Origin of the sequence: Akkermansia sp. AE01SA01, assembly GCF_036417395.1 — a bacterium.
Lineage (GTDB): Bacteria > Verrucomicrobiota > Verrucomicrobiia > Verrucomicrobiales > Akkermansiaceae > Akkermansia.
On sequence record NZ_CP143890.1, the window covers coordinates 2,161,823 to 2,184,103 of the forward strand.

General features: G+C 56.6%; 22 protein-coding genes and 1 tRNA gene. 10 read left to right on the forward strand and 13 right to left on the reverse strand.

Going from position 1 to position 22,281, the window contains the following annotated elements; genetic code table 11:
- Positions 1-85 precede the first annotated feature (85 nt).
- Positions 86-160: transfer RNA gene (locus tag V3C19_RS08705), tRNA-Thr, on the forward strand.
- Between the two features lie 300 nt (positions 161-460).
- On the opposite strand, the gene V3C19_RS08710 is transcribed toward V3C19_RS08705, so the two are convergent.
- Together V3C19_RS08710 and V3C19_RS08715 are read right to left on the reverse strand one after the other, a co-directional pair.
- The gene (locus tag V3C19_RS08710) at positions 461-994 is read right to left on the reverse strand and encodes a hypothetical protein (protein WP_130084541.1); all 534 of its coding nucleotides are present in this window, start codon (positions 992-994) and stop codon (positions 461-463) included.
- A gap of 458 nt (positions 995-1,452) precedes the next feature.
- Positions 1,453-1,926: a hypothetical protein gene (locus tag V3C19_RS08715; RefSeq protein WP_295932375.1), complete on the reverse strand. Its 474-nt coding sequence runs from the start codon at positions 1,924-1,926 to the stop codon at positions 1,453-1,455.
- A 336-nt stretch (positions 1,927-2,262) separates the two neighbouring features.
- On the opposite strand from V3C19_RS08715, the gene V3C19_RS08720 reads away from it, so the two are divergent.
- The 3 genes from V3C19_RS08720 to V3C19_RS08730 are packed head-to-tail and all read left to right on the forward strand — an operon-like array spanning position 2,263 to position 3,825.
- A complete protein-coding gene (locus V3C19_RS08720; RefSeq protein WP_295932373.1) occupies positions 2,263-2,604 on the forward strand; it encodes a hypothetical protein in 342 nt (113 codons plus the stop codon).
- Positions 2,528-3,079: a hypothetical protein gene (locus V3C19_RS08725; protein ID WP_295932370.1), complete on the forward strand. Its 552-nt coding sequence runs from the start codon at positions 2,528-2,530 to the stop codon at positions 3,077-3,079. Before V3C19_RS08720 ends, V3C19_RS08725 begins: the two co-directional genes overlap by 77 nt.
- A gap of 5 nt (positions 3,080-3,084) precedes the next feature.
- Positions 3,085-3,825 (forward strand): hypothetical protein, encoded by a 741-nt coding sequence (locus V3C19_RS08730; RefSeq protein ID WP_295876454.1) that lies wholly within the window; start codon positions 3,085-3,087, stop codon positions 3,823-3,825.
- On the opposite strand, the gene V3C19_RS08735 is transcribed toward V3C19_RS08730, so the two are convergent.
- Genes V3C19_RS08735 through V3C19_RS08745 form a run of 3 tightly spaced genes read right to left on the reverse strand, consistent with a single transcriptional unit; the run spans position 3,815 to position 4,775 of the window.
- Complete coding sequence (locus V3C19_RS08735) at positions 3,815-4,057, reverse strand: hypothetical protein (protein WP_149874200.1); 243 nt, start codon at positions 4,055-4,057, stop codon at positions 3,815-3,817. The two genes, V3C19_RS08730 and V3C19_RS08735, sit on opposite strands and share 11 nt — an antisense overlap.
- Positions 4,041-4,424, reverse strand: coding sequence for a hypothetical protein (locus V3C19_RS08740; RefSeq protein WP_130084546.1), 384 nt, complete (start codon positions 4,422-4,424; stop codon positions 4,041-4,043). Before V3C19_RS08740 ends, V3C19_RS08735 begins: the two co-directional genes overlap by 17 nt.
- A gap of 33 nt (positions 4,425-4,457) precedes the next feature.
- Positions 4,458-4,775 carry a hypothetical protein gene (locus tag V3C19_RS08745; protein WP_295931313.1) on the reverse strand — a complete coding sequence of 106 codons (318 nt, stop codon included), beginning with the start codon at positions 4,773-4,775 and terminating at the stop codon, positions 4,458-4,460.
- Positions 4,776-4,977: 202 nt separating this feature from the next.
- Between V3C19_RS08745 and V3C19_RS08750 the strand changes: the two genes are divergently transcribed.
- The 4 genes from V3C19_RS08750 to V3C19_RS08765 are packed head-to-tail and all read left to right on the forward strand — an operon-like array spanning position 4,978 to position 11,040.
- Positions 4,978-5,859: a ParB/RepB/Spo0J family partition protein gene (locus V3C19_RS08750; protein ID WP_161981405.1), complete on the forward strand. Its 882-nt coding sequence runs from the start codon at positions 4,978-4,980 to the stop codon at positions 5,857-5,859.
- Positions 5,860-5,882: 23 nt separating this feature from the next.
- Complete coding sequence (locus tag V3C19_RS08755) at positions 5,883-6,827, forward strand: M28 family peptidase (protein ID WP_295876465.1); 945 nt, start codon at positions 5,883-5,885, stop codon at positions 6,825-6,827.
- Positions 6,828-6,862: 35 nt separating this feature from the next.
- A complete protein-coding gene (locus V3C19_RS08760; RefSeq protein ID WP_295931315.1) occupies positions 6,863-8,845 on the forward strand; it encodes a BatA domain-containing protein in 1,983 nt (660 codons plus the stop codon).
- A complete protein-coding gene (locus V3C19_RS08765; RefSeq protein WP_295876470.1) occupies positions 8,842-11,040 on the forward strand; it encodes a glutamine amidotransferase in 2,199 nt (732 codons plus the stop codon). The genes V3C19_RS08760 and V3C19_RS08765 overlap by 4 nt, the downstream gene beginning before the upstream one ends.
- Before the next feature lie 81 nt (positions 11,041-11,121).
- Here V3C19_RS08765 and V3C19_RS08770 read toward each other — a convergent pair whose 3' ends face one another.
- A complete protein-coding gene (locus V3C19_RS08770) occupies positions 11,122-12,303 on the reverse strand; it encodes a hypothetical protein (RefSeq protein ID WP_161981407.1) in 1,182 nt (393 codons plus the stop codon).
- Between the two features lie 189 nt (positions 12,304-12,492).
- On the opposite strand from V3C19_RS08770, the gene V3C19_RS08775 reads away from it, so the two are divergent.
- On the forward strand, positions 12,493-12,849 hold the full coding sequence (locus tag V3C19_RS08775) for a hypothetical protein (protein ID WP_130084553.1): 357 nt from the start codon (positions 12,493-12,495) through the stop codon (positions 12,847-12,849).
- A 222-nt stretch (positions 12,850-13,071) separates the two neighbouring features.
- Here the strand turns inward: V3C19_RS08775 and V3C19_RS08780 are convergent, their stop codons facing one another.
- From V3C19_RS08780 to V3C19_RS08810, 7 genes are all read right to left on the reverse strand, one after another.
- Positions 13,072-14,058, reverse strand: a complete 987-nt coding sequence (locus V3C19_RS08780; RefSeq protein WP_130084554.1) for a bile acid:sodium symporter family protein — start codon at positions 14,056-14,058, stop codon at positions 13,072-13,074.
- Positions 14,059-14,097: 39 nt separating this feature from the next.
- Positions 14,098-15,255, reverse strand: coding sequence for a tyrosine--tRNA ligase (tyrS, locus tag V3C19_RS08785; RefSeq protein ID WP_240042124.1), 1,158 nt, complete (start codon positions 15,253-15,255; stop codon positions 14,098-14,100).
- A gap of 285 nt (positions 15,256-15,540) precedes the next feature.
- The gene (locus V3C19_RS08790) at positions 15,541-15,771 is read right to left on the reverse strand and encodes a hypothetical protein (protein ID WP_295876472.1); all 231 of its coding nucleotides are present in this window, start codon (positions 15,769-15,771) and stop codon (positions 15,541-15,543) included.
- A 51-nt stretch (positions 15,772-15,822) separates the two neighbouring features.
- Positions 15,823-16,185 (reverse strand): DMT family protein, encoded by a 363-nt coding sequence (locus V3C19_RS08795; RefSeq protein WP_295876475.1) that lies wholly within the window; start codon positions 16,183-16,185, stop codon positions 15,823-15,825.
- Between the two features lie 12 nt (positions 16,186-16,197).
- Positions 16,198-17,154 carry an ABC transporter permease gene (locus V3C19_RS08800; RefSeq protein WP_295876476.1) on the reverse strand — a complete coding sequence of 319 codons (957 nt, stop codon included), beginning with the start codon at positions 17,152-17,154 and terminating at the stop codon, positions 16,198-16,200.
- Positions 17,151-18,065, reverse strand: coding sequence for an ABC transporter permease (locus tag V3C19_RS08805; RefSeq protein ID WP_295876478.1), 915 nt, complete (start codon positions 18,063-18,065; stop codon positions 17,151-17,153). Before V3C19_RS08805 ends, V3C19_RS08800 begins: the two co-directional genes overlap by 4 nt.
- Before the next feature lie 5 nt (positions 18,066-18,070).
- A complete protein-coding gene (locus V3C19_RS08810) occupies positions 18,071-19,930 on the reverse strand; it encodes a peptide ABC transporter substrate-binding protein (RefSeq protein WP_295931318.1) in 1,860 nt (619 codons plus the stop codon).
- A 143-nt stretch (positions 19,931-20,073) separates the two neighbouring features.
- On the opposite strand from V3C19_RS08810, the gene V3C19_RS08815 reads away from it, so the two are divergent.
- Complete coding sequence (locus tag V3C19_RS08815; protein ID WP_130084560.1) at positions 20,074-22,206, forward strand: alpha-L-fucosidase; 2,133 nt, start codon at positions 20,074-20,076, stop codon at positions 22,204-22,206.
- Positions 22,207-22,281: the final 75 nt, after the last annotated feature.

Consider the following 22,281-nt stretch of genomic DNA (forward strand, 5'->3'; position numbering starts at 1 on the left):
AAATACGGAAGGCTCCCTCTGCCGCCCATTTTCGGCTTGCCAGGGAGGGACATCTTCTGTAGACATGTGCGCATCTATTCATTGCGCCGCTTTAGCTCAGTGGTAGAGCACCCGCCTTGTAAGCGGACGGTCGTCGGTTCAAATCCGACAAGCGGCTCCATTATAAACCCCTCAAGTTTACAACTTGAGGGGTTTGCTTTTTCTTGCAGAAAGGAATACAGCCCCATATCAATGTGGAAAAATGTTATGTTGAGACCGCAGGAGTAGAAAAAGATGGACATGCATCAGTATTTCTGGTCCACCTGTAGACACCCTCGCCAAGCTTAGTCACAGAAGGCGTTCCCACCATTTCAGACCAATTTTTGTTTTGTTTTTTTCATAGGCATTCTTCATGCCCTGCTTTCCTCTGAGGACTGCTTGTTTTTCACTGATATTCATGTTCTTCCGAATTTTTATTTTTTCATGAATTTTTTGAAATTAAATTGTTAATCAGGTAACTACTGTTGATTCTTAAGGGTAAAATGAGCGGAATCAGGCTACCGGCAAAGGTCTCTTGTTTCAAGGTTGCGTATCCAACAAACCGGGATACGTACGAACAATTCCCTAGGTCGAACACCTTGGGCGGCAATCCTGCGTATTCAGACGAGGTCTCCATGTAGTCTTTGCCGAAGCCGTCTTTATCCATCAGTGATAAAGCGATTTTTATTCTTGGATGATGGGTACATACGAAAAACAGGTGATAAAGCGCTGATGGAAAATAGTACTCCTCTACACTCGTCGTGACGCGAAGTCTCCCATCTTCTGTAACGACAACAAACGCCAACCTTATCGGTATATCTTTAATTGTTAAAGTTTTAACAAAATATTTTCTTAACACGTCCGCTACCACCTCGTCACTGCCTTCTCCCTCGCCCAACAAAAATAAAAACATGCCGGGAGTGTTGATTCCGCGGAGTAGCACAGACAAATTGCTATAAATGGTACCGTTTGCCACGAGAATCTTGAGCTATAGGCGAAAAAAGATACATCACTAGTATCTGCAACAGATTGTGAAGGTATCGAGCTCCACCCATTCATTGTGGTTGTATTGGCCAGCTTACTTCCGGTGCAATTATACTGTATAACTTCCCCCATCGTGCCGACATCCTCCAGCGTTGTATTTCTATTCGCTTGAAAATCCCTTATAATAAAGCCTGTTGGTACAGGAATAAATTAAGAGATTTACCATTGGTTATTATATCATGATTAATGTTAACGATACTATCGAACGTTTCAGTCCCGGAATGTATATTGTCACCGGTGAAAGTATTGGAGGCCTCCGGAATAGCAGCAGCTTCATTCCAAGCGGACGTTCCTCCTCCGCAAGATGGATCATCTTATCTTCTACATGGCCGGCAAAGTCACTCTGTGCCGCCACCAGAACTCCGTTTACTGTATTAAGGCTATTCATGATTATTTCTTGTCATTTATTGTTGTGAAGTGGTTGGGCAACGCCACTGCCGCCCCGTCCATGATCATGAACTCCGCATCATCCCGACTGATGAAAAGTCTCCATCCTCCCTGGACGTTGGCTGCTTCCACGGTCAGAGCAACTGCATCCCTGGATTCCGGAAATGTTTCTCCTTCCTGTCCAGGTGAGCTGATGACCCGGTCCAGATATGCCCAGACTTGAAGCGCCTTCCATGCGTCGGATAAAACGGCAACTCGGGCTACCACTTCATTGAAATTTTCTGCCTGTTCCTGGGAAATATCATCCTGCGTGAAGCGTCGGAGCTGAATAAACCCGTCTTTAACTGCCTTGATGCATCCCCAGAAGGATGCTTCTCCATCACTATTGCAAGTCAGTGATGAATCTTTTCCTGTTGGTAACAACTCCCTTTTTTTCACATGGACACCAAGCCGAACACCACAAAAAATGCCATGCAATACCTGCCAATGATACCATACAGCCTTAACGCAACAGGCAGGATGACATTTTTTCTACATGGCTCCAACCTTTTATCGGAATGGAAACAGACATTCCCGTTTCATCAGGCAAACAACAGGAACTCTTAAACATAAACATGATTGATCCAGACAGAGCCATTGACTCTAAAAAAGATAACAAAAAATTTTCTGAGATAACTGATATCGTCTGACTTTCGTGTAAGAATGAAAAATACCCTGGATGACGCATGTTTTCAAATACTGATCATGCAAATTCTTCCTCAAGACTGGGACGGCGCTGATGTTCTCCAATTTCCACACAACTAAAATCAAACCATGAACAACAGCATTACTATCAGCGGAATTCCCGTGGCAACACAGGAAGGTCTTAATGACCATGCCAAAAATGCCACTGCCCATATTACAATGGAAGAAAGAGAAAAATGGAATGACAAGAGCGATATCTCCACATTGAAAGCCCGTGTCGCCGTTCTGGAAGATAAAATCAAAACAACCCTCACCGCCGACAATATTGCACAGTACGCCGTCAGTTCCATCGGAGGATCCAAAAGGGATGATTTCCCTAGGTTCCAACCTTACCATGGCTGGCAATACGCTTTCTTCGTCGGGAAGTGCCGATCTCTCCCATTATCGAGGACCGGTCAATATCCGCGATGAATCGGGCAATCCGGTGCTTACTGCCTCCACCACGGATAATGGGCCACATGTTCAGGTTGGCGATGTGCTGGATATCTCCGTCGGCAATTCGCTCCTTGTCGTATCCGGATATGTAGAAGTCCCCAATTATGGCGTAGCTTCAAACCGTTTTGTCAGTCAAAACGGATATTGGTTTGGTGAAGACAACATTCATGCAACAGCCGTCCGAATTACGGCAGGTGTGGGCGTACTCTATCTTACCACCCCTGAAAGTACGGTCGAGGTAGGTACGTGTGTGAATATCACAACCCCTGCTCTGGAGTATGGAAGATGGGGTACAACATATGTAAGCATTACAGACAACGAGATGCGCATCAACACATCGCGCTGTGTCATATCATCACCGTCACCCATAGAATTCATGGATACAATCAAGTTTTCCGGATTAAAAGACGGCAATCTCGTGCTCTCCAACAGAATCGTCACCACTCAATAATCCCTATGGCTCACTTACTCCATATTCATATCGTTACTTATGCGGGCAATGCCCACACATTGCCCTATGCCGTAACCGCAGCTCGCCGGGCGTGGACCGCATCGCCAATCACCATTCTCGACGATGCCCGGCGCCCCATACCTCCTTCCATGCAGCAGGACCTGGAGAACCATCCGCAAATTCAATACCGCCCTACCCACTGGGAGCGGGGCGGCAACTTGCGGGGTCGCACCTGTTTGCGGGGATTGCTGTCCGAATACAGGCGCAGCCTCCGGGAAACAGAAGCCCCCTATGTCTTGAAGCTGGATGCCGATACCCTGGTGCTCAATCCCGCAACTCTCAATACCCTGATCCTGCAAGGAGTGGATTATGGCACTCACAGCACTCTTGACGGTCCCTTCGGAGGAGGGTGCATCCTGATGTCCTCTCCTGCTGTACGGGCACTTGACAAAGCGGTGCGCCTCTGTCCTCTTGTTCCCTATGCACGTGAAGACAAGACGTTGAATGGCCTGGCAATGGCCTCGGGACTAAGCATGGCGCTTCTTGACGGCAATACGCCCTGCACGGACAAACCAGTTTTTTTCACGGGCATTGACACTCGCCTGCATGACCAGAAAGACTATGTTGCCCGCATGGCCGCCAATGTAGCCGTTGCCAACGTAGGCACGTCCAAGCTCACCGGAGCAGAACTGCTGACCGAAGCGTACATGGCCCGCGCTCTGCTTGATAAAAGCACTACACCATGAGGACTAAACATGGATAAAGCCGGAGGAAAGAAAAACCGGAGAGGGTGGCTTGAAAACCCGCAATCCTGCCTTGTACCTCCGGCCAGTCCACGAGAGAAACCACCCGAAACATTTCTCTCGATGCGAAAATCCCGGCAAGCTGCAGCTTGCCGGGATTTAATATAGATATCTCTCCCATTTTTACTTTTGCGACGTTCTTCCAGAAAGAAACCTGTTCAATGACAAACCGCATTTCCACATGCTTTAAGAAGCCGGCAGAAGCGGGAGGAAGACAGCTTCACCAGGCGGCCATCCCCGCGTTTTCCGTGCTGGGTCAGAATCCATGGCAGGGAAAGGATTTCCCGTTCATGTTGCAAAAGGAGGCTCGCATCGCCCGACAGGAAGTGGAGATGCCAGGCGTCGCACCGCCGGCGCGGGAACCGGAAATGCAGGTTCAGGATTTGCGCCACGGGAGCGGATGAATCCACCCGGCGTGCCAAGAGCACGAGGCAGCGCGTGCGGATGTAGACGTCCTGGCGGAGACCATCCTCTTCCATGTGCAGGACCGTCCTGCCCGCGGCACGGTAATAGGCCTCCGCCAGTTCAATGGCATTCTTCATGATATACTGCGCCGGACAAGGCCGCCGGTTTTCTTATTTGTTTTTCGCCTGCACAACAGGCGGAACGTCTTTATCGGAAACGGCCTGCGTAAAGGTTAAACCGCCATGGGACATCGTCAGGCAGCTTCCATCCTTGCAGATGACCGCTCCTTCCGGCCCCAGTTTCACGGAATGGCCGCAGCCGGACAGGAGGCAGGAAGCCGCAGCGGCCGCCCCGGCCAGGATGATCCACAGAAGGCGTTCCCACCACGAAAGATGGGACATTTCCCGGCTGCGTTCGTAGGCTTTTTCCATTCCTTCCTTTCCCGCTTCCAAGGCGGCCCGTTTTTGTTCTTCACTCGGTTGGTTCATGATTTTATTCAGGGTTTACGCCATCCGGCATAGAGGAAAAAGGCACACCTTTTCATCCATTCCAAACCGTTTACCGAATCCTGAACTTTCCAAATGTCTGCCACTCAAACGCACACCGGACGGCCGCTTTCCGAATTTCCTGCTACGGAAGACAAATCCCCTGTTGAAAACGGAGGCGGATCATGATAGTCTTTTTCCAGTTATGGCAAAACCGGCTCTGGGGAAAGGCTTTGACGCCCTCATCAATCAAAATCTGTCTCGTGAATCCTTGGCAACTCCCCAGGCGGGAGACGTCGTGCATCAGTTGTCCCATGCCTCCATCATCCCCAGTTCGCTCCAGCCGCGCGCCATTTTCACGCCAGAGCAGTTGGCTGAACTGGTGGATTCCATCAAGGAACACGGCATCATCCAGCCCCTGATCGTCCGCAAAACGGATGACAACAAGTATGAGCTGATCGCCGGGGAACGGCGCTGGCGCGCTTCCGGGATTCTGGGGCTTTCCACCGTACCCGCCATCATCCGGAAGGCTACGGACAAGGACGTGCTGGAACTGGCGCTGATTGAAAACCTTCAGCGCGAAAACCTGAGTCCGCTGGAAGAGGCCGCCGGCTATATGCGCCTCAAGGCGGAATTCAAGATGAAGCAGGGAGACATCGCCAAACGGGTGGGCAAATCCCGCGCGGCCGTAGCCAACAGCATGCGCCTTCTGGACCTGCCGCGGGCCGTCCAGGACATGCTGGGCAATTCCTTCATCAGCGTGGGACATGCCAAAGTGCTCCTTTCCCTGAAGAATCAGGACCAGCAGATTCAGCTTGGCCGCGACATCGTAAACAAAGGCTACACTGTCCGCCAGACGGAAAAGGCCATTCAGAAGATTCTCAACCCGCCTGATCCGGCTCCTCCCAGAAAGCCCTCTTCACCACAGTACAAGAAAATTTCCGGGGTGCTGGCCAAGCAGTTCGGCACACCGGTAAGCATTTCTGAACAGGGAGGCAAAGGCTCCATCGAGATCACTTTTTCCAGCAAGTCCGAATTCACCCGTATCCTGGAACTTCTGGGCCAGGATGAATGGGCTGGTTCCTGATAACCCCGCACCCCTTTTCTTCCATGATGCCCCGCATTGGACTCATTTTCTTGACGGCTCTGCTGGTGCAGTGCGGCAATCCTGAAAAAACTCGGGAAGCCCATCAGGAGACCATACCCGCCCAATTGCAGGAGACAGACAATTTCCTCGGCAGTAATTGCATGTACCATGCCGCACGGATTACGGATATGGGAGACAGAAGGCCGTCTTCCCCCGGCTACCGCAAGCAGCTGGACTATCTGAAAAGGGAGCTTTCCAAGCATGGCTGGGAATGCGTGGAACAGGCTTTTGAAGCGCCTACTCCGCAAGGACAAACCCAATTCGTCAATCTGCGGGCCCGCTATGGGAAAAATCCGGATTTCAAGACTCCGGTCCGCGGGCTGCTGACCTGCCATATTGACACCAAAACGGGCATTCCCGACTTTACCGGAGCCAATGATGGAGCTTCCGCCGCAGCCGCCATTCTGGAAACGGCCCGCATCCTTTCCCGGGATCCGGCACGCGCCGGACAGCTGGAACTGGTGTTTTTCGACGGAGAGGAAAGCTTTTCCCAGCACATTGACAGCGATGACGGCCTGTACGGCTCCAAATTTTATGCGGCCTCTCTGCCGAGACCGCTGCCGGAGTGGATGGTGAACCTGGACATGGTGGGCCGGCAGGGTAAAAAGATCAGGATTCCGGCCATGACGCCCCAGTCCATGTACCGGGTTTATTCCCGCGCCATTCGCGAACTGGGCTATTCTCCGGTGGAATGGGGAGTCTCCGCCTACGGCATCATCGACGACCACGTCCCCTTCATGGAACTGGGCATGGATACGCTGAACCTGATTGACGATTTCCAGGACGGCAACTGGTGGCACACCTCCAGAGACAACATGGAAATTCTGGGGGCGGATTCCTTCAAAAGCACCGGAGAAATGACTTTGCACATCTTGCGCCAGCTGCTGCCCGCTCCTCCTTCTACCTGAACCCGTTCCTCAACCCGTAACTCCCCTATCCTCCTATGTCCTTTACCTCTCCGTGGCTGCTCTGGACTCTCTTCGCAGCCTCCATTCCCATCATCATCCATCTGGTCAACCGCTGGCGCCACCGGTCCGTGTACTGGGCGGCCATGGAATTCCTGCTTCGCGCGGCCAGGGAAACCCGTGGAACCAAGAAGCTGCTGCATTACCTGATTCTGGCCCTGCGCGTGCTGGCCGTGGTGGCTCTTGTGACGGCGTTTGCTCGTCCCCTCCTCGGCAGCTTCTTTGGCTGGGGGAGTTCCGGACTGAATGAAGTGCTCCTCGTGCTGGACCGTTCCGCCTCCATGGATGCACGGCCGGACAAGACCAATTCTCTGCGAGACACGGTTCCGCCCCTGGTGAAATCCACCTTTGACCAACTGTCAAGCTGCCGCCTGTCCCTCCTTGACTCCACCACTGAAACCATTACCCAGATTCCCGCACCGGACGCCCTGGCAGACCTGACCGTCAGCAAAGTGACGGACGGCGGAGCGGACATCCCCTCCCTGCTCCAGAAGGCCATTCCCTATCTGGAGGAATCCGCCTCCGGAAAGACGGAAATCTGGATTGCCTCAGACATGCAATCGTCCTCCTGGCGGCCCAATTCTCCGGTATGGTCCAGCGTACGCCAGAGGCTGGCGGCTCTTCCCATTCCTCCTTCTATCCGTATCATGGCGCTGCGAGACAGGCCGGAAACCAACCGAGGCATCAGAATCACGCAGGCCCAGATCAACAACGGCAGGCTGGTGCTGGACATGGAGATTTTACGGCAGGGTTTCGATCCCAACCAGCCGGAGGAAGTTCCAGTGAACATTTCCGTAAATAACTCTGTAACTACCTCTACCCTCCAGCTGGCCGGGGAAACAACCACCATCCGCAAGGAAATCCCCCTGCCGCAGGACAAGGAATCCGGCTTCGGCTACGTTTCCCTGCCCCATGACGATTTTTCCAGGGACGACATTTCCTTCTTCACCTTCGCTCCCAAGCCCCTGGCAAACATCCTGATCAACGGACCTTCCGGGGAAGCGGGCAAAATCCTCTCCTTGATGGCCGCCCCCCCCGGACTTCCCGGAAGGAAGGCCACCATGCCGAATACCGTGCGTTCCGGACAGCTCAACCTTTCCTCCCAGGCCCTGGTGATCTGGCACGGCCCCCCCCCGCGGGCGGACATGGAAGAGAAGCTCAAGACTTTCATTGAAGAAGGCGGCCTAGTTCTCTTCCTTCCGGACGATACGGCCCACGGCACGCGCCGCCAGTTCCTGGGTGTCTCCTGGGGGGCGATGGAAATGGCCCCGGCCGACGAGTATTTCCGCGTGGAATCCTGGGACCGCCAGCGCGGCTTCCTCCGGGACGGCACGGATCAGACTTCCATCCCCGCCAACCGCCTCCGCGCCATCCGCCGGAAACCCCTGGCAGGCAAATACCGCGTTCTGGCCTCCTGGGACGACGGCACCTGTGCCCTGGGCCAGGTCAGGGCCGGAGCAGGTTCCGCCCTGTTCCTGACCACCCTGCCCAAATATTCCTGGTCCAATCTGGCGGACGGCCACCTGCTGCTCCCCCTTCTCCAGCGCATGGCGGACCGCGGTGCGGAACGCTTTTCCTCCGCCATTTCCCTTCGCGTGAACGATCCCGCCCTGCCTCAGTCGGCCACGGACATTCCCATGCGCATGGACGACGTACAAGGTTCCCGCCCCCCCGGTTCTCCCGTGGACACAGCCGGCGTCTACCGCCTCGGTGCGCAGACCTATGCCGTCAACCGGCCGTGGTCGGAAGACAATCCTGACCAGATCACGGATGAAAAAATCCACATCCTCCTGCCGGACGCCGCCATCAGTGCCACGCAGGGCGGCGTTGAAAATCCCTCCCTGGTGCAGGAAGCCTGGAAGCTGTTCCTGCTGATCGCGCTGGGGTGCCTGCTTCTGGAAGCCCTCCTTTGCCTGCCCAAGCGCACGGCCAAACGCCCCATCCCCGCCAACCGCCTATGAACCTGAGCCTTCAACCCACCGTCCTGAGTGTCGCCGCGGCCGTTCTGGTCATGGCGGCCGGAATATGGATGAGCCGCATTTCCTGCAAGCGCAATCCCCGCCCGCTGACGTTCAAACTGGAAATACTGCGCCTGGTCATCCTGGGAGCCATATGCTTCCTGCTGTTCCAGCCGGAATGGGTCATCATTTCAGAGCCTAAGGAAAAGCCCAAGGTCTCCATCCTGGAAGACCGTTCGGGTTCCATGGAGACCCAGGACGTGGAAATCACCCCCCAGCACGTCATTGCCCGCTCTGCGTATGTCCGGGAACTGCTCAAAGGCCATAGCACGGATTCCCTGAAAGAAACCCATGTAGTGGAAAATGCCCCGTTCAGCGTCCAGCCTGCCCCGGATTCCCAGGATTACGCCCTGGCATCTACGGATCTGGCCAAACCGCTGGAGGAAGCCATGCAGTCTTCCGACAACCTCCGCGCGGTCGTCATGTTCACGGACGGCAGCCATAATGCTTCCTCCTCCGTGCTGACACAGGCGCAGAGGATGCGTTCGCGCGGCATCCCCCTGTTCATCATCCCCGCCGGCAGCTCCGTTCCCCTGCCGGACCTGGCCCTCCAGGATGTGAAAGCCCCCACTTACGGCATCATCGGGGAAACGGTGCAAATCCCCTTCACGATTAAAAGCACTCTGGGCAGGGAAGTCAGGGCAACCCTTACCCTGTCTTCCAAAGACACCGGAAAGGCCGTCACCCGAACGGTCACCATCCCGGCGCAGGGGGAAGTATCCGACGCCGTCCTGTGGAAGATAGAAAAGGAAGGTTCCGAAACGCTGGAACTCAAGCTTCCCATCCAGCCGCAGGAACGGGTGCGTATCAACAACGCCTCCTCCTTCAGCATCGCCGGGCGCAGGGAGTCCATCAAGGTGCTGGTGATCGACACGCTGCCGCGCTGGGAATACCGTTTCATCCGCAACGCCCTGTACCGCGATCCGGGCGTGGACGTCCACACCCTTCTATTCCACCCCGGACTGAAGGAGATGGGAGAAGGCCCCGGGTACCTGGTCAAATTCCCGGAGAAAATGGAGGAACTGGCCCAATACGACGTCATCTTCATCGGCGACGTGGGCATGGGGACCAAAGGGCTGACTCCGGAACAGGCCAAACTGCTCAAGGGGATGGTGGAACAGCAGGCCAGCGGCATTGTTTTCCTGCCCGGATACCAGGGCAAGCAAATGGAACTTCTTCAATCGGAGCTGGCAGACCTGATTCCCGTCACCTTCCTCACAAACAAGCCGGAAGGCACCACCCAGGCAGGCCCGTCCCCGCTCATTCTCACGCCGGAAGGCCGCGGCTCCCTGCTGACCATGCTGGCGGACACGGAGAGTGAAAACGAGGAGGTCTGGCGCAACCTGCCGGGCTTCAACTGGTACGCACCCGTGGAACGCCCCAAGGCGGGCACCACCGTGCTGGCCGTACACGCGGCAGACAAGAATGCCTACGGGCGCATACCCCTGATCGTCACCCAGTCCTACGGAAACGGGAAGGTGCTGTTCATGGGCACGGATTCTGCCTGGCGCTGGCGGCGCGGGGTGGAGGACAAATACCATTACCGGTTCTGGAGCCAGGTGGCGCGCTGGATGAGCTACCAGCGCAACATGGCCGCCGGAGAACGGATCCGATTGATTCCCAACCCGGAACGACCGCGCTTGGGAGATACCCTGACCGTCACGGCAATGGTATCTGACAAGCAGGGCGCACCCCTTCAGAACGGAGAAGTGTTCCTGGACATCACCGCACCGGAAGGCACAACGAGCCGGGTCCAGATGGAAAACATGGACCACACCTGGGGTTCCTTCACCGCCTCCGTCAAAATCAACCGTCCCGGCAAATGGATACTGGCGGCTTCGTCGTCCGACCAGCCTGACAAAGCTGTCATGCTGCCTGTCATCACCATGAATGAAACGCTGGAAAAAATCGGACAGCCCATCAATACCGCTCTGATGGAGGAAATGACTTCCATTACGCGTGGCCGCATGGTGAAAGCGGAAGAAATCCAGCAGCTTATCCGGGAAATCAAGGATCTGCCCGTGCCGCCTCCCATGGAAAAACGCATCCTGATCTGGTGCCATCCCTACACACTGGCCGCCCTGCTCGTTCTGCTCTCCCTGTTCTGGATAGGCAGAAAACTCAACGGAACCATTTAAACGGAACAACGCCCCGCCCATTCTCCGCAGGGATTTTCTTCCCGCACCGCCTCAACGGGCCGGAGAATCCTGCGCCTTCCTCTAGGGAGAGGAAGGCTGCGCAAATTTCAGCTTTACGCCAAACTTTTTCCAGGCTTCCGCCATGTCCTTCTGCACCTCCACCGGACTTTTGCCGTCCAGCAGAACGGCACGGGCCTTTTCCTGTTCTTCCGCATCCCAGGCCATGAGGTAGCGCCTGAGCCTGTCGGCCCTGCCCTCCCCTTCCAGATGGCACCAATAAACGGTCCACAGCAGATCGGCCCAATATTCCGTGCCTTTTCCCTTTGGAGTCTGGTCATGTCCGGAGGCGGAATGGGAGGAGTCCCGCGCCAGCAGGTCCTCCAGCGCCGGGAGGGAATCCCGTCCTGCGCGCAGGCTGCGTGGCAGCATGGCCGCCAGCCTTCCGGGAACCTTCCGGAAGACGGTTTCATCTTTTTCCCTGGGAAGAAACGCCATATAGGCGGAAAAACCGTCCACCAGCCAGTGCTCCACATCCAGAGACTGCATCACCCAGTGGGTAACGGCAAAACGAGGATCCACCGCATCCGGGTTGACCGGATTGCCCTTTTTGTCCCGCAGAAGCAGAGCCGTAAAACTGGTGGGGGAAAATTTGAGCCTGCCGTTCCGGAGGCCGGGAACCTTTTCCATCTCTTCCTCGCTGAAACACACCCGGACCAGATATTTGCGGGAGGGCTTGCGCGCCACCGTCAGATTCAGGGGGACCGCCGCCAGAGTTCGCAGAATGGATTCAAATCTCCGGGCAAGGGCCTCCTGTTCCGGCTTGGCCAGCCGCCCGGGGGATTCAATAATGAAATGGTCCGTCTCATAAATGCTCAGGTCGTCCGTCTCCTGAACGGTTTTCACGAGCAGAAAGCCGGCCAGACCCGCTCTCTGGGGCCAGTCCGCATTCCAATTCGGCTCCAGACGCGTATAGGACACGTCCCCTTTTCCCGTTTCGAGAGCGTTTCCGACATCCGTATCCGGCAAGGTTCCTCCGGACTTCACCCACTCCTGGATATATTCCTGATCGGCCCCGGAAAAGATGTTCCTGGGCACGGCGACCACCCGGCCGTCCTTCAGCTTCAAGTCCACCTCCGCATCACGGACGGCCACCAGCGCGGCTGTGACCGTCGCACCACGGTCATTCGTCCAGACGCGCGCATGAACGCCCCCGGCGAGGCTCAATCCGGCCAATGCGGACAATATCTTTACGGGGAGGATCATAGGGCTCCGTCTATACGCAAACGCTACCACAATGCCCCTCGGACGCAACCCTTTTTCAGGGCACGCCCCCGGCAACGGTGCCCCGCGGAAGAAGAAACCGCGCCTCCCTTCCGCGTCATGGCAACCGCCCGGAGGAGTTGACATGCCCCTTTAAAATCCATAACCTTGCCAAAGAAAGGAGAAGAATACATGCATATCAGACCGTTCAGAAAAAATCTTCCGGTGACCGTCGTCACTCTGATTGCGCTGGGCATCATGTTCTTCCTGTTCTTCATGCACCCCCATTCCCCGGAGGAATCCCTGGAATTCTACACTCCGGACGGCAATGGAGTGGGATCCTTCCGGGTGGACATTACGGAAGTGCTGGCCGACCCCGCGTATACGGAAATCAAGATCGTCCCGGAAGACATGGAATCCTTCCACCGCTTCATGGACAAATTCCGCAACAGGTCCGTAACGGCAAAAATCCCGGAACGGGGAAGCCATGCCATCGTTCCGGGCAGGGACATCCAGAATGACGGAATCCTGCGCCTTACCGGGAATTGACGCACACTCCTTTTCCAGACGGAAACGCCGGGAACAGGGAATTCACGGTTCCGGCAGGATTTCCGGCCAGGGAGGGAGGAAAAGAGATGTCCTCGTTCCTGTTCCAGGAGCCATTAATCATGCCGGGTGGATTTTCCATGCGCATGGTTTCCGGCAAACAGCCTTCTCCTGCGTGAAAAGAAGCCTTCCGCGTTCCATGATCGGCATCCCGGCTCTCCCTGCCTACAGGGAACCGTCCTTCTTGTCCTCCAGGTCCCTGCCCCACCTCCGGGCCAGGATGGAACAAACCATCAACTGGAGCTGGTGGAAAATCATGATGGGGATGACCAGCAGACCGATGGGGGAACCGGCAAAAATCACGTTCATCATCGGGATGCCGGTAGCTAGGCTTTTTTTGGAACCGCAGAAGATGATCGCAATCCGGTCTTCCCGTGAAAAACGGAGCCTGCGGGAAAGAAAAGCCGTCAGCCAGAGAACGACCGCCAGTAGAACGGAGCAGAACCCCAGCACCTCCACCAGGGAAAGCCAGGGCAGGTTCTTCCAGACGCCGTTGATCATGGCATGGCTGAACGCCGTGTAAATAACCAGCCAGATCGTGCTGTGGTCCGTCCAGGAAGTGACGTTCCTGTGCGCCACCACCCATTTGCCTATCCAGCGCTGGGCGGCCTGCCCGGCCACAAACGGCACCAGGATAATGTAGCAAATGTTCAGGAAGGTAGAAAAGTCCACACCGTCCGACCCGCCGCGCGACCATACCAGCCCCACGAGAAGAGGAGTCAAAAACACCCCCAGCAGGCTGGAAACAGAAGCGGAACAAATGGCCGCCGCCACATTGCCTCCCGCCATGGAGGTGAACGCAATGCTGGACTGGACGGTAGAAGGCAGCATGCACACGTAGAGCATCCCCATGCACAGGTCGGGCCCCAGCACGGCATTCCACATGGGAATGCTCAGGATGCCCAGCAGGGGAAAGATCACGAAAGTGCTAGCGGCCACCAGGCTCTGAAGCCGCCAGTGCATCAGCCCCTCCCACACGGAGCGGCGGGAAAGCTTGGCTCCGTACAGGAAAAAGAGCAGGATGATGGCGGCATCGCTCAAGCGGCTGAAGACGGTATCCCACACGCCGGAACAAGGAACCAGAATCCCCGCGCTCACGCTTACCACCAGGCCGACGGTGAAACGGTCCAATTTGGAAAGGAATCCCGGCATGGAAAAAAGAATGATGAAAGAGGAGGGAATTCCCCCCCCTTACTTGAAACGCACGGCGTGCTTCCTGCTCAGACGCAGAATGCTGCCGGGCGCCAGTTCAAGCGCGGAAGAGGGGTCCGTCACCTTGACGTCGTTCAACTGGATGGCGCCGGGAGTGAAATGCTCCTTGCGCAGCACGCCGTTGGATTTTTTCAACTGGAATACCGTTTCAAAGATGAAGCCCACCAGGGCCAGAGCATTCATTCCGCCGGGCAGGGAGGAGAGCTCCACTTCCGGCAAGTCCGCGGCGGCGAGATCTCTTTTGGAAAAACGGGTTTCCCAGTCCGCGCGCGCGGCGTCCGCAGCGGCGGCGTCATGGTAGCGGGCCGTGATCTTCCAGGCCAGCAGCTTTTTGGCTTCCATGGGGTGCAGTTCCATATCACGCTTTTCCCCCAGAAGAACGAGGTAGTAGCGGTCCATCAGCTCATCGCTGGCGCTCATCATCTTGCCGAACATCATTTCCGGCGCTTCATCCACGCCCACGTAGTTTCCGTAGGATTTGGACATCTTGCGCACGCCGTCCAGCCCCTCCAGCAGAGGCATCGTCATGGCTATCTGGGGCATCATGCCCTGCTCTTTCTGTAAATCGCGCCCCACCAGAATGTTGAATAACTGGTCCGTGCCTCCCAGCTCCACGTCCGCACGGATTTCCACGGAATCCCAGCCCTGCATGATCGGATACTGGATTTCGTGCAGGCGCACCTCCTTGCCGCTTTCCATGCGGGCCTTGAAGTCCTCGCGTGCCAGCATCTGCTGCATGGTGACGCGAGCATTGAGTTTCAGCACCTCTTCATAAGACATCTTGCGGAACCAGTCCCCGTTGTACACAATTTCCGTCTTGTCCCGGTCCAGAATCTTGAAAGCCTGCTTGGTATACGTCTCCGCATTGGCCAGCACCTGTTCGCGGGACAGGGGGGGACGCGTCACGGAACGGCCGCTGGGGTCTCCGATGGTGGCGGTAAAGTCCCCGATGAGCAAGACGGCCTGATGGCCCAGTTCCTGGAACTGGCGCAGCTTTTCAATGGCCACCGTATGACCGAGGTGAATGTCTGGCGCAGTAGGGTCCACACCCAGTTTCACACGCAGGGGGCGCCCCAGCTTGAGGCGTTCCTTCAACTCTTCACGGCTGATCACGACGGCGGTGCCGCCCATCAACATGTCTAATTGCTCATCTATAGTCATTGATCTGGCGCATAGAGTGCCGGGGGCCCCGCACCTTTTCAAGCTTATATCCTGTGCGCGAAGCATTAGACCCGGCAAACGCCCGGCCGGAACCGCAGCCATGCGCCGGAACAAATCCGCTCCCTCCCGTCCGTGCGCCTGGATGGCCATACGGATGTAGCCGAAAGAATATTGCCGTGTACTTATCCGCCGCGGAGAGACCGGCAGGCCCCTGTTCACGGGATGCGGTGCTCCGGAATCTCCGGGCAAAAGGCGGATGCCTCAGATGGTACGGTAAAGGTGGGGATAAGTGGTACGCTGAACGGCGGCGTAATGCGGACGCGGCCTGAGACCGGGCCTGTTCTGGTTGTTGTGCCAGCCGTTGTCGTGGTTGTTGTGATTGTAATGGTGGGAGGGACCGGGCCGGTAATAGTCGCGGTCATGATGGTGGCAGCCCGCGGCCAGGACGACGGCGGCCATTGCCGCAAGAATAGTTATTATTTTAATTTTCATATACAAAGAGTAAGACCACTTTGGACATGAAATACGAAGGGAAAAAGTCTGTCACCCCATCAAACGCTCCCTATTGACAAAGAAAACAGCTCCCAGCACGCACAGGAAAGCCCAGAGGTAATCCCACTTCCATTTCTCCCCGATGTAGAATAGGGCGAAGGGCACAAAGACGCACAGCGTGATCACCTCCTGCATAATTTTGAGCTGCGCCACGTTCAGGCCGCCCGCATTGCCGATACGGTTGGCGGGAATCATAAAGCAATATTCAAAGAACGCCAGCCCCCAGCTCATCAGGATAATGAGCAGCAGGGGTTTGTCGTCCACCGGGGAACCCTTCTTCAAATGGCCGTACCATGCCCACGTCATGAAGACGTTGGAAACGACCAGCATCACAATCGTCAAAGCAACTTTCATTCTTTTAAAAAATCAATCCTTGGAGGACTTCGGGTCCAGCGCGTCCCGCAGTCCGTCCCCCAGAAAATTCAGCGCCAGCAGGGTCACGGAGAACAGCAGGGCCGGGAACAGGAGCAGTTCCGGGCTCACTTCCATCCGGTCCGCTCCCTCCTTGATGAGCGTGCCCCAGGAAGAATTGGGGGCCTTTACGCCCAATCCCAGAAAGGAAAGGACGGCTTCCAGCAGCATGATTCCCGGTACGGCCAGCGTCGTGTACACGATCACGGAGCCGAACAAATTCGGAGCTATGTGGCGGAAGAGGATTTTTACATGCCCTAAGCCCAGGGAACGGGCCGCCTCCACAAATTCCCGCCCTTTCAATTCCAGAGTCTGCGTGCGGACGATGCGCGCCAGCGTAAGCCACCCCAGCGCACCGATGGCAATGAAGAGCGGAATAAGCCCGGTAATGGGGCTCACCATTTCCACGGACCATCCGGTAATGTCGGATATCCACTGCGTGAGCTGCCGGGAAGGTTCCTCCACGGAGAGGGAGAAAATGATCACCAGCACAATGAACGGCAGAGCGAAAAGCACGTCCACCAGGCGCATCATCAGGGCATCCAGCCTGCCCCCGGCATAGCCGGAAACCAAGCCATACGCCACGCCGATGACCAGGGACACGCCCGTGGCGACCACGCCGACCAGCAGGGAGATGCGGCCGCCGTACAGCACGCGCGCCAGAAGATCCCGCCCCAGCTGGTCCGTGCCGAACCAGTGGTCCCAGGAAGGGGCTTCCGCGATGCGCGACAGGTCCTGCACGTTGGGATGCGGAAGCCACGGCAGCAGGGGCACCAGAAAACAGGAGGCCACGATCAGGACCAGGGCCAGCAGGGAGCACATGGCCGCACTGTTCCTGGAAAGCCGCAGAAAAGCGTCCTTCCACAGAGAGGAACCCTGTTCCTCCGGCACGTTCAGGCTTTCTTTTTTCATGACTCCACTCTCAGTCTCGGGTTAACGGCCATCTGAACCAGGTCTACGGCCAGATTGGCCGTGACGATCAGAATGCCGTAAAACAACACCAGCCCCTGGATGAGGAAATAATCCCGGTCCGTGGTGGCGTTCACGAAGTGCTGGCCCATTCCGGGCACCTGAAAGCAGGTTTCCACCACGAAAGAGCCGGTAATCATGGCGGCAAAAGCCGGCCCCAGATAGGAAATGGCCGGAATCAGGCCGCCGCGCAGGGCATGCTTCCAGACTACCCGGAAAGGCCCTGCTCCCTTGGCTCGGGCTGTCCTGATGAAATCCTGGCTCAGAACCTCAAGCATGCCGCCGCGCGTCAGCCGGGCGAGGTAGGCGGCGTTTACGAGACCCAGCGTCAGAGCCGGCAACAGCACGCAGCCGGGGGTGTCCCACCCCGCCACGCTCAGGCCGGGCACATGCATACCCAGCCCCACGCCCAGCAGCGGAGCCACGACGAAGGCGGGAACGCAGATGCCCGCCATGGACACCAGCATCACCCACCAGTCAATCCAGCGGTTTTTATACAGGGCGCCCAGAATGCCGGCGGGAATCCCCACCATGATGGAAATCACCATGCCGAGGACGCCCAGATGGAGGGAAACCGGAAAGGACTGCCCGATCATGTCCGCCACGCTGATGCCCTCCTTCACCAGGGAAGGCCCCAAGTCGCCGTTGGCCAGCATGTTCCACCAATAGTGCCCGTACTGGACAAGGGCGCTCTGGTCCAGTCCGTAACTGGCCTGCAACTGGTGCAGGACATGTTCAGGCAACTTCTTTTCACCCATGAAGGGGTGGCCGGGGAGCAGGCGGATCAGGAAAAACGTCACCGTTTCCAGCACAAAGAGGACGAGGGTCCCCTGCGCTATGCGTTTCAGGATCATTCTGGTCACTGCCGTCCCCCCTTTCCTCTGGCCCGCGGGGCGCACAGGCTGATGTCCTCAAACAAATGGTTGTCCAGCAGGAGGGGGTGCCAGCCCCGCACCTCCGGCCTTTTCAGGTAGGAGCGCCTGGCCCAGTACAGCGGAATCACGGGGGATTCCGACAGCATCAGGGCTTCCGCGCGGGCCAGCAGGGCCATGCGCTTTTCCTGGTCACCCGTAGCACGGCTTTCCGCCAGCAGGCGTTCATATTCCGGATGAAACCAACCCGTATTGTTGTTGCCGGAAGCGGCGCTCCACAAATCCAGAAAGCTGGACGGGTCCAGGTAATCCCCGGACCAGGAGGAGGAGCTCAAATCATACTGCATGGAATTCTGGGCGAATTTGTAGGCGGTCCACTCACAGGAACGTATTTCCACATGAATCCCCAGATGCTTCTTCCACATGCCCTGAATGGCCTCCGCCATCGTCTTCTGCACCTCGCGCGAAGTAGTCATCAATTCCAGCCGGGGGAACCCCTCCCCACCGGGGAACCCGGCCTCCGCCAGCAGGGCGCGCGCCTTTTCCGGATTGAATTCCACGCCGTGCGGAGTCCTGTACCCCGCGCCGTCCGGCGTGAAACCGAAGCATGGCTGCCCTCCTCCGCACACCACATCGCGCACCAGCGCCTCCCTGTCCACGGCCATGGAAAGGGCCTTCCGCACGCGGACGTCCTTCAACGGCCCGCGCCCGGTATTCAGCCGGTAAAAAATAGTCACGTAATAATCGTCCTGGCAGAAGTCCGCGCCGCCGCGCTCCCGTGCGTACGCCGTCATCTCCGGAGGCACGTTGTTGGTCACGTGCATCTTGCCGTTGAAAAACATGCGGGTTTCCGTAAATCCGTTCACGGTGGGAAGAAAGCGCACTCCGTTCAGGCGGACCGCCGCGGCATTCCGGTACCGGGGATTCCGCCTCACCTCCACATAGTCATTGAAACGGTGCTCCGCCATCACAAAAGGACCGTTGCCCACGGCCGCTCCGGGCCTGGTCCATGCCCCCGCCCGGCTCAGCATGCCTCCATGGGCCTCCACTGCATGGCGGGGGACCGGAAACCAGGTGCAGTGCAAAAGCAGCAGGGGAAGCTGGGGCATCGGGGAGCGCATCGCCAGCTCCAGAGTATGGTCGTCCACGGCGCGCGCGCCCACATGCGCGGCATCCCACAAATCAGGGCGTCCGGCGCGGACGTCTTCCAGCATGATGGCCGCCATCCGTTTTGCGGCACCCGCCGGCATTCCGGCGGGCCATTCCATCAGGGACGGCTCCCGGGCCAGTTCTTCCAGTTCCGGGGCATCCATGCCGTCCAGCTTCTTCCAGTCCACGCAGTCCATCAGGGCCGCATCCAGCCTGTATTCCGCGGCAAATGCGGAGCCGGGACCGCATAAAATCAGACTGCGGAAATTCCTGTTGTACGCCTCCGCATTCTTCAGGGGATAAAGCATATCCGCATACCTGCCGCCGAATTCCGGATGCAACAAGCGATGATAGGCATACACGAAGTCATGGGCCGTCAGCGGAGTCCCGTCGCTCCACACGGCATCCTTCCGCAGGAAAAACCGCCATACGTCCGCTTCCGGATTGTGCGCCCACGATTCCGCCACGGCGGGATGAAAAACGGAATCCTTCCGGGAATCCCCGCGCAGCAGCCCCTCCATCACGGCGTTAATGATCTTGAAGTCGGAAACGGAGGTGGCTACGTGCGGATCAAAACTCTGGGGCTCCGTGTTATTACCCACAATCAGAATCCCGTCTTCCTGCGCCCGTTCCACGCTGGTATGCGTGTCGCATCCTGCAAGCAGGAACATCACGCAGAAAATCATGAACAGGCGCATGGCCGGATTCTGTCAGGTTTCCGCTGTCCACGCAAGATTTCACCTGAAAGAAATTCACTTTGCGGGCTGACGTGATTCTGGTCTTTTCCTGGTCGTCTGCACTCCAAACTGGCTTTTCCCGAATATCCCCCTATCATTTTTCCATGTTTAAATTCAAACATCATCTGTTTTGCCTCCTGGCCTTGTTTGCAGGCGCCTCCCTGGCGGCAGCGGCGGCAGACACGGCCCCCTGGCTCAGGGCCTGGATCAATGGGGAAGAAATAACGGGAACCACGTTGGAAAGCCGCTACAGCACCCCGGACGACGAACCTGCCAGTCCCGTCATCCGCTGGGAAAGGAGTGATTCGAGAAACGGCAAACCCATTCTTGTCCAGCAGGGAAAGGACAAGGAATCCTACACGCTGACGGACAAGGACGCAGGCCAGTACTTCCGCATCATCGTGGGCAGCGGCACGAAAGACGCCATTGCCAGTCCGTGGATAGGTCCGGTGATCACGGAAAAACAGGCGGAAAGCATCAATAACCGCTTTGATTCCGCCAACACCTACCAGGAAAATGTGGATGCCCTTCAGAAAGAGCTGTCGGAAAAACTCAAAGACGCCGTCTATTTCACCGTGGAAACCGGCCAGCTCCACGGTTCACCCTACGCCATGGTCAATAACGAACGGGTGCCCCTTCCTGAAGATATCCGGCCCTTCCGGGAAAACGGGAAAATCTATGTAAACCAGCCTTTTGTTCAAGCCGTTTTCAAAAAGGAACTGCCCGACGAGATCATGGAGGAAGCGGGGGGCCAGAAAGCCTACGAAATAGGCAACGCAGCCAGGGCGCTGAAACTCAATCTCTGGCTGGGGGACAAGGAGAAGGCGCCCGTACCCAATTTCCGGCTTCAGCCCATGGCCGAGGGCTTGGTGGTCTTCACTCCGGAGAAAAACATCTTCTCCCCGGTCAAGGACCGCGACCTGGTCAATGAAGCCATTAACCGGCTCTTCGACTTCAAGGCCAATGAAGAACAGCTCCAATGGTTCCGAGACGCCAAATTTGGCATGTTCATCCACTGGAACCCTTCCTCATTGCTGGAACGGGAAATCAGTTGGGAACGCAATGCCGCCCGTCCCTTTGACAGCAACAGCGGCAAGAAAAACGTCATGGATTTCGAATACGATTCCACTTACCGCCGTTTCAATCCCAAACAATATGACCCCAAAAAGTGGATATCCGTCGCCAGGAAGAGCGGCATGAAATATGCTGTGCTGACGAGCAAGCACCACGACAGTTTCTGCAACTTCCCCTCTGCCTACGATACGTTTACCATCACCAATACCCCTTACGGCAAGGACATTGTGGGCCAATTTGCAGCGGCGGTGCATGCGGCCGGGCTTAAACTGGGCTTCTACTACTCCGGACGGGACTGGTACAACCCCTATTACCTGACCAACCAGCATTACCGCTATCTGGAATATTACTTCGGACAAATCAGCGAACTGCTTACCCGCTACGGGCAGGTGGACATCATCTGGTTCGACAACCTGGGCAACAGCTCCCTCAACCAGTGGGATCCTCGCACCATGATCCGCCGCATCAAGCAATACCAGCCCGACATTCTGATCAACAACCGCATGAACGGCACCAGAGGAGGCAACAAGGGTCCCCTGGCGGAAGACCTGAAAGGCGATTTTCTGACTCCGGAATGCAAGCTGGGACCGTTCAATGACAAAACTCCCTGGGAAAGCTGCATGACAGTGGCCGACATTCCCGGCACCCGCTGGACAGGCAACTGGTCCTACACCTCCAAAGCCAAAGTCAAGCCACTGGAAGAATCCATCAAATTCCTGATCAACAACACAGTCAAGGACGGAAACCTGCTTTACAACATCGGGCCGACTCCGCTGGGCACCTTCGTCCCCGAACAGGCCGATACCTTCCTGGCCATGGGCAAGTGGATCGCCCCCTACCGTGAGGCTATCTACGGCACGCGCGGCGGCCCCTACAAGGATATGCCCTGGGGCGGAAGCTGCTACAAAATGAACCGCAACGGCAAAAAAACCGTTTACCTCCACGTCAGCCCCCTGATTGCGCAGAAAGGAAAAGAACTGAAAGGTTCCGAACACCTGTTCATCAAGGATACGGGTGAGAAATTCACTAAGGCGACAATAATCGTGGACGGCAAGTTCAACGGAAAGAAAGCCAAGCTGGAGAAGGAAGACGGCCAGTACAAAATCACGCTTCCCGAAGGCATGTCCTGGGACAAATGGGATACCGTCATCAAGCTTCAATAACCTCTCTTTTACATCAGGAAACAGACAAGGCAACAAGTCGGTCCCGGTATCATCCGGGGCCGGCTTTTATTCTAT

What these genes read in the sequence shown, in the direction of transcription:
- V3C19_RS08720 (WP_295932373.1), top strand. Translation starts at nt 2,263, where the DNA reads ATGAACAACAGCATTACTATCAGCGGAATTCCCGTGGCAACACAGGAA.
- V3C19_RS08725 (WP_295932370.1), top strand. Translation starts at nt 2,528, where the DNA reads ATGGCTGGCAATACGCTTTCTTCGTCGGGAAGTGCCGATCTCTCCCAT.
- V3C19_RS08730 (WP_295876454.1), top strand. Translation starts at nt 3,085, where the DNA reads ATGGCTCACTTACTCCATATTCATATCGTTACTTATGCGGGCAATGCC.
- V3C19_RS08735 (WP_149874200.1), bottom strand. Translation starts at nt 4,057, where the DNA reads ATGCGGTTTGTCATTGAACAGGTTTCTTTCTGGAAGAACGTCGCAAAA.
- V3C19_RS08740 (WP_130084546.1), bottom strand. Translation starts at nt 4,424, where the DNA reads ATGAAGAATGCCATTGAACTGGCGGAGGCCTATTACCGTGCCGCGGGC.
- V3C19_RS08745 (WP_295931313.1), bottom strand. Translation starts at nt 4,775, where the DNA reads ATGAACCAACCGAGTGAAGAACAAAAACGGGCCGCCTTGGAAGCGGGA.
- V3C19_RS08750 (WP_161981405.1), top strand. Translation starts at nt 4,978, where the DNA reads ATGGCAAAACCGGCTCTGGGGAAAGGCTTTGACGCCCTCATCAATCAA.
- V3C19_RS08755 (WP_295876465.1), top strand. Translation starts at nt 5,883, where the DNA reads ATGATGCCCCGCATTGGACTCATTTTCTTGACGGCTCTGCTGGTGCAG.
- V3C19_RS08760 (WP_295931315.1), top strand. Translation starts at nt 6,863, where the DNA reads ATGTCCTTTACCTCTCCGTGGCTGCTCTGGACTCTCTTCGCAGCCTCC.
- V3C19_RS08765 (WP_295876470.1), top strand. Translation starts at nt 8,842, where the DNA reads ATGAACCTGAGCCTTCAACCCACCGTCCTGAGTGTCGCCGCGGCCGTT.
- V3C19_RS08770 (WP_161981407.1), bottom strand. Translation starts at nt 12,303, where the DNA reads ATGATCCTCCCCGTAAAGATATTGTCCGCATTGGCCGGATTGAGCCTC.
- V3C19_RS08775 (WP_130084553.1), top strand. Translation starts at nt 12,493, where the DNA reads ATGCATATCAGACCGTTCAGAAAAAATCTTCCGGTGACCGTCGTCACT.
- V3C19_RS08780 (WP_130084554.1), bottom strand. Translation starts at nt 14,058, where the DNA reads ATGCCGGGATTCCTTTCCAAATTGGACCGTTTCACCGTCGGCCTGGTG.
- tyrS (WP_240042124.1), bottom strand. Translation starts at nt 15,255, where the DNA reads ATGTTGATGGGCGGCACCGCCGTCGTGATCAGCCGTGAAGAGTTGAAG.
- V3C19_RS08790 (WP_295876472.1), bottom strand. Translation starts at nt 15,771, where the DNA reads ATGAAAATTAAAATAATAACTATTCTTGCGGCAATGGCCGCCGTCGTC.
- V3C19_RS08795 (WP_295876475.1), bottom strand. Translation starts at nt 16,185, where the DNA reads ATGAAAGTTGCTTTGACGATTGTGATGCTGGTCGTTTCCAACGTCTTC.
- V3C19_RS08800 (WP_295876476.1), bottom strand. Translation starts at nt 17,154, where the DNA reads ATGAAAAAAGAAAGCCTGAACGTGCCGGAGGAACAGGGTTCCTCTCTG.
- V3C19_RS08805 (WP_295876478.1), bottom strand. Translation starts at nt 18,065, where the DNA reads ATGATCCTGAAACGCATAGCGCAGGGGACCCTCGTCCTCTTTGTGCTG.
- V3C19_RS08810 (WP_295931318.1), bottom strand. Translation starts at nt 19,930, where the DNA reads ATGCGCCTGTTCATGATTTTCTGCGTGATGTTCCTGCTTGCAGGATGC.
- V3C19_RS08815 (WP_130084560.1), top strand. Translation starts at nt 20,074, where the DNA reads ATGTTTAAATTCAAACATCATCTGTTTTGCCTCCTGGCCTTGTTTGCA.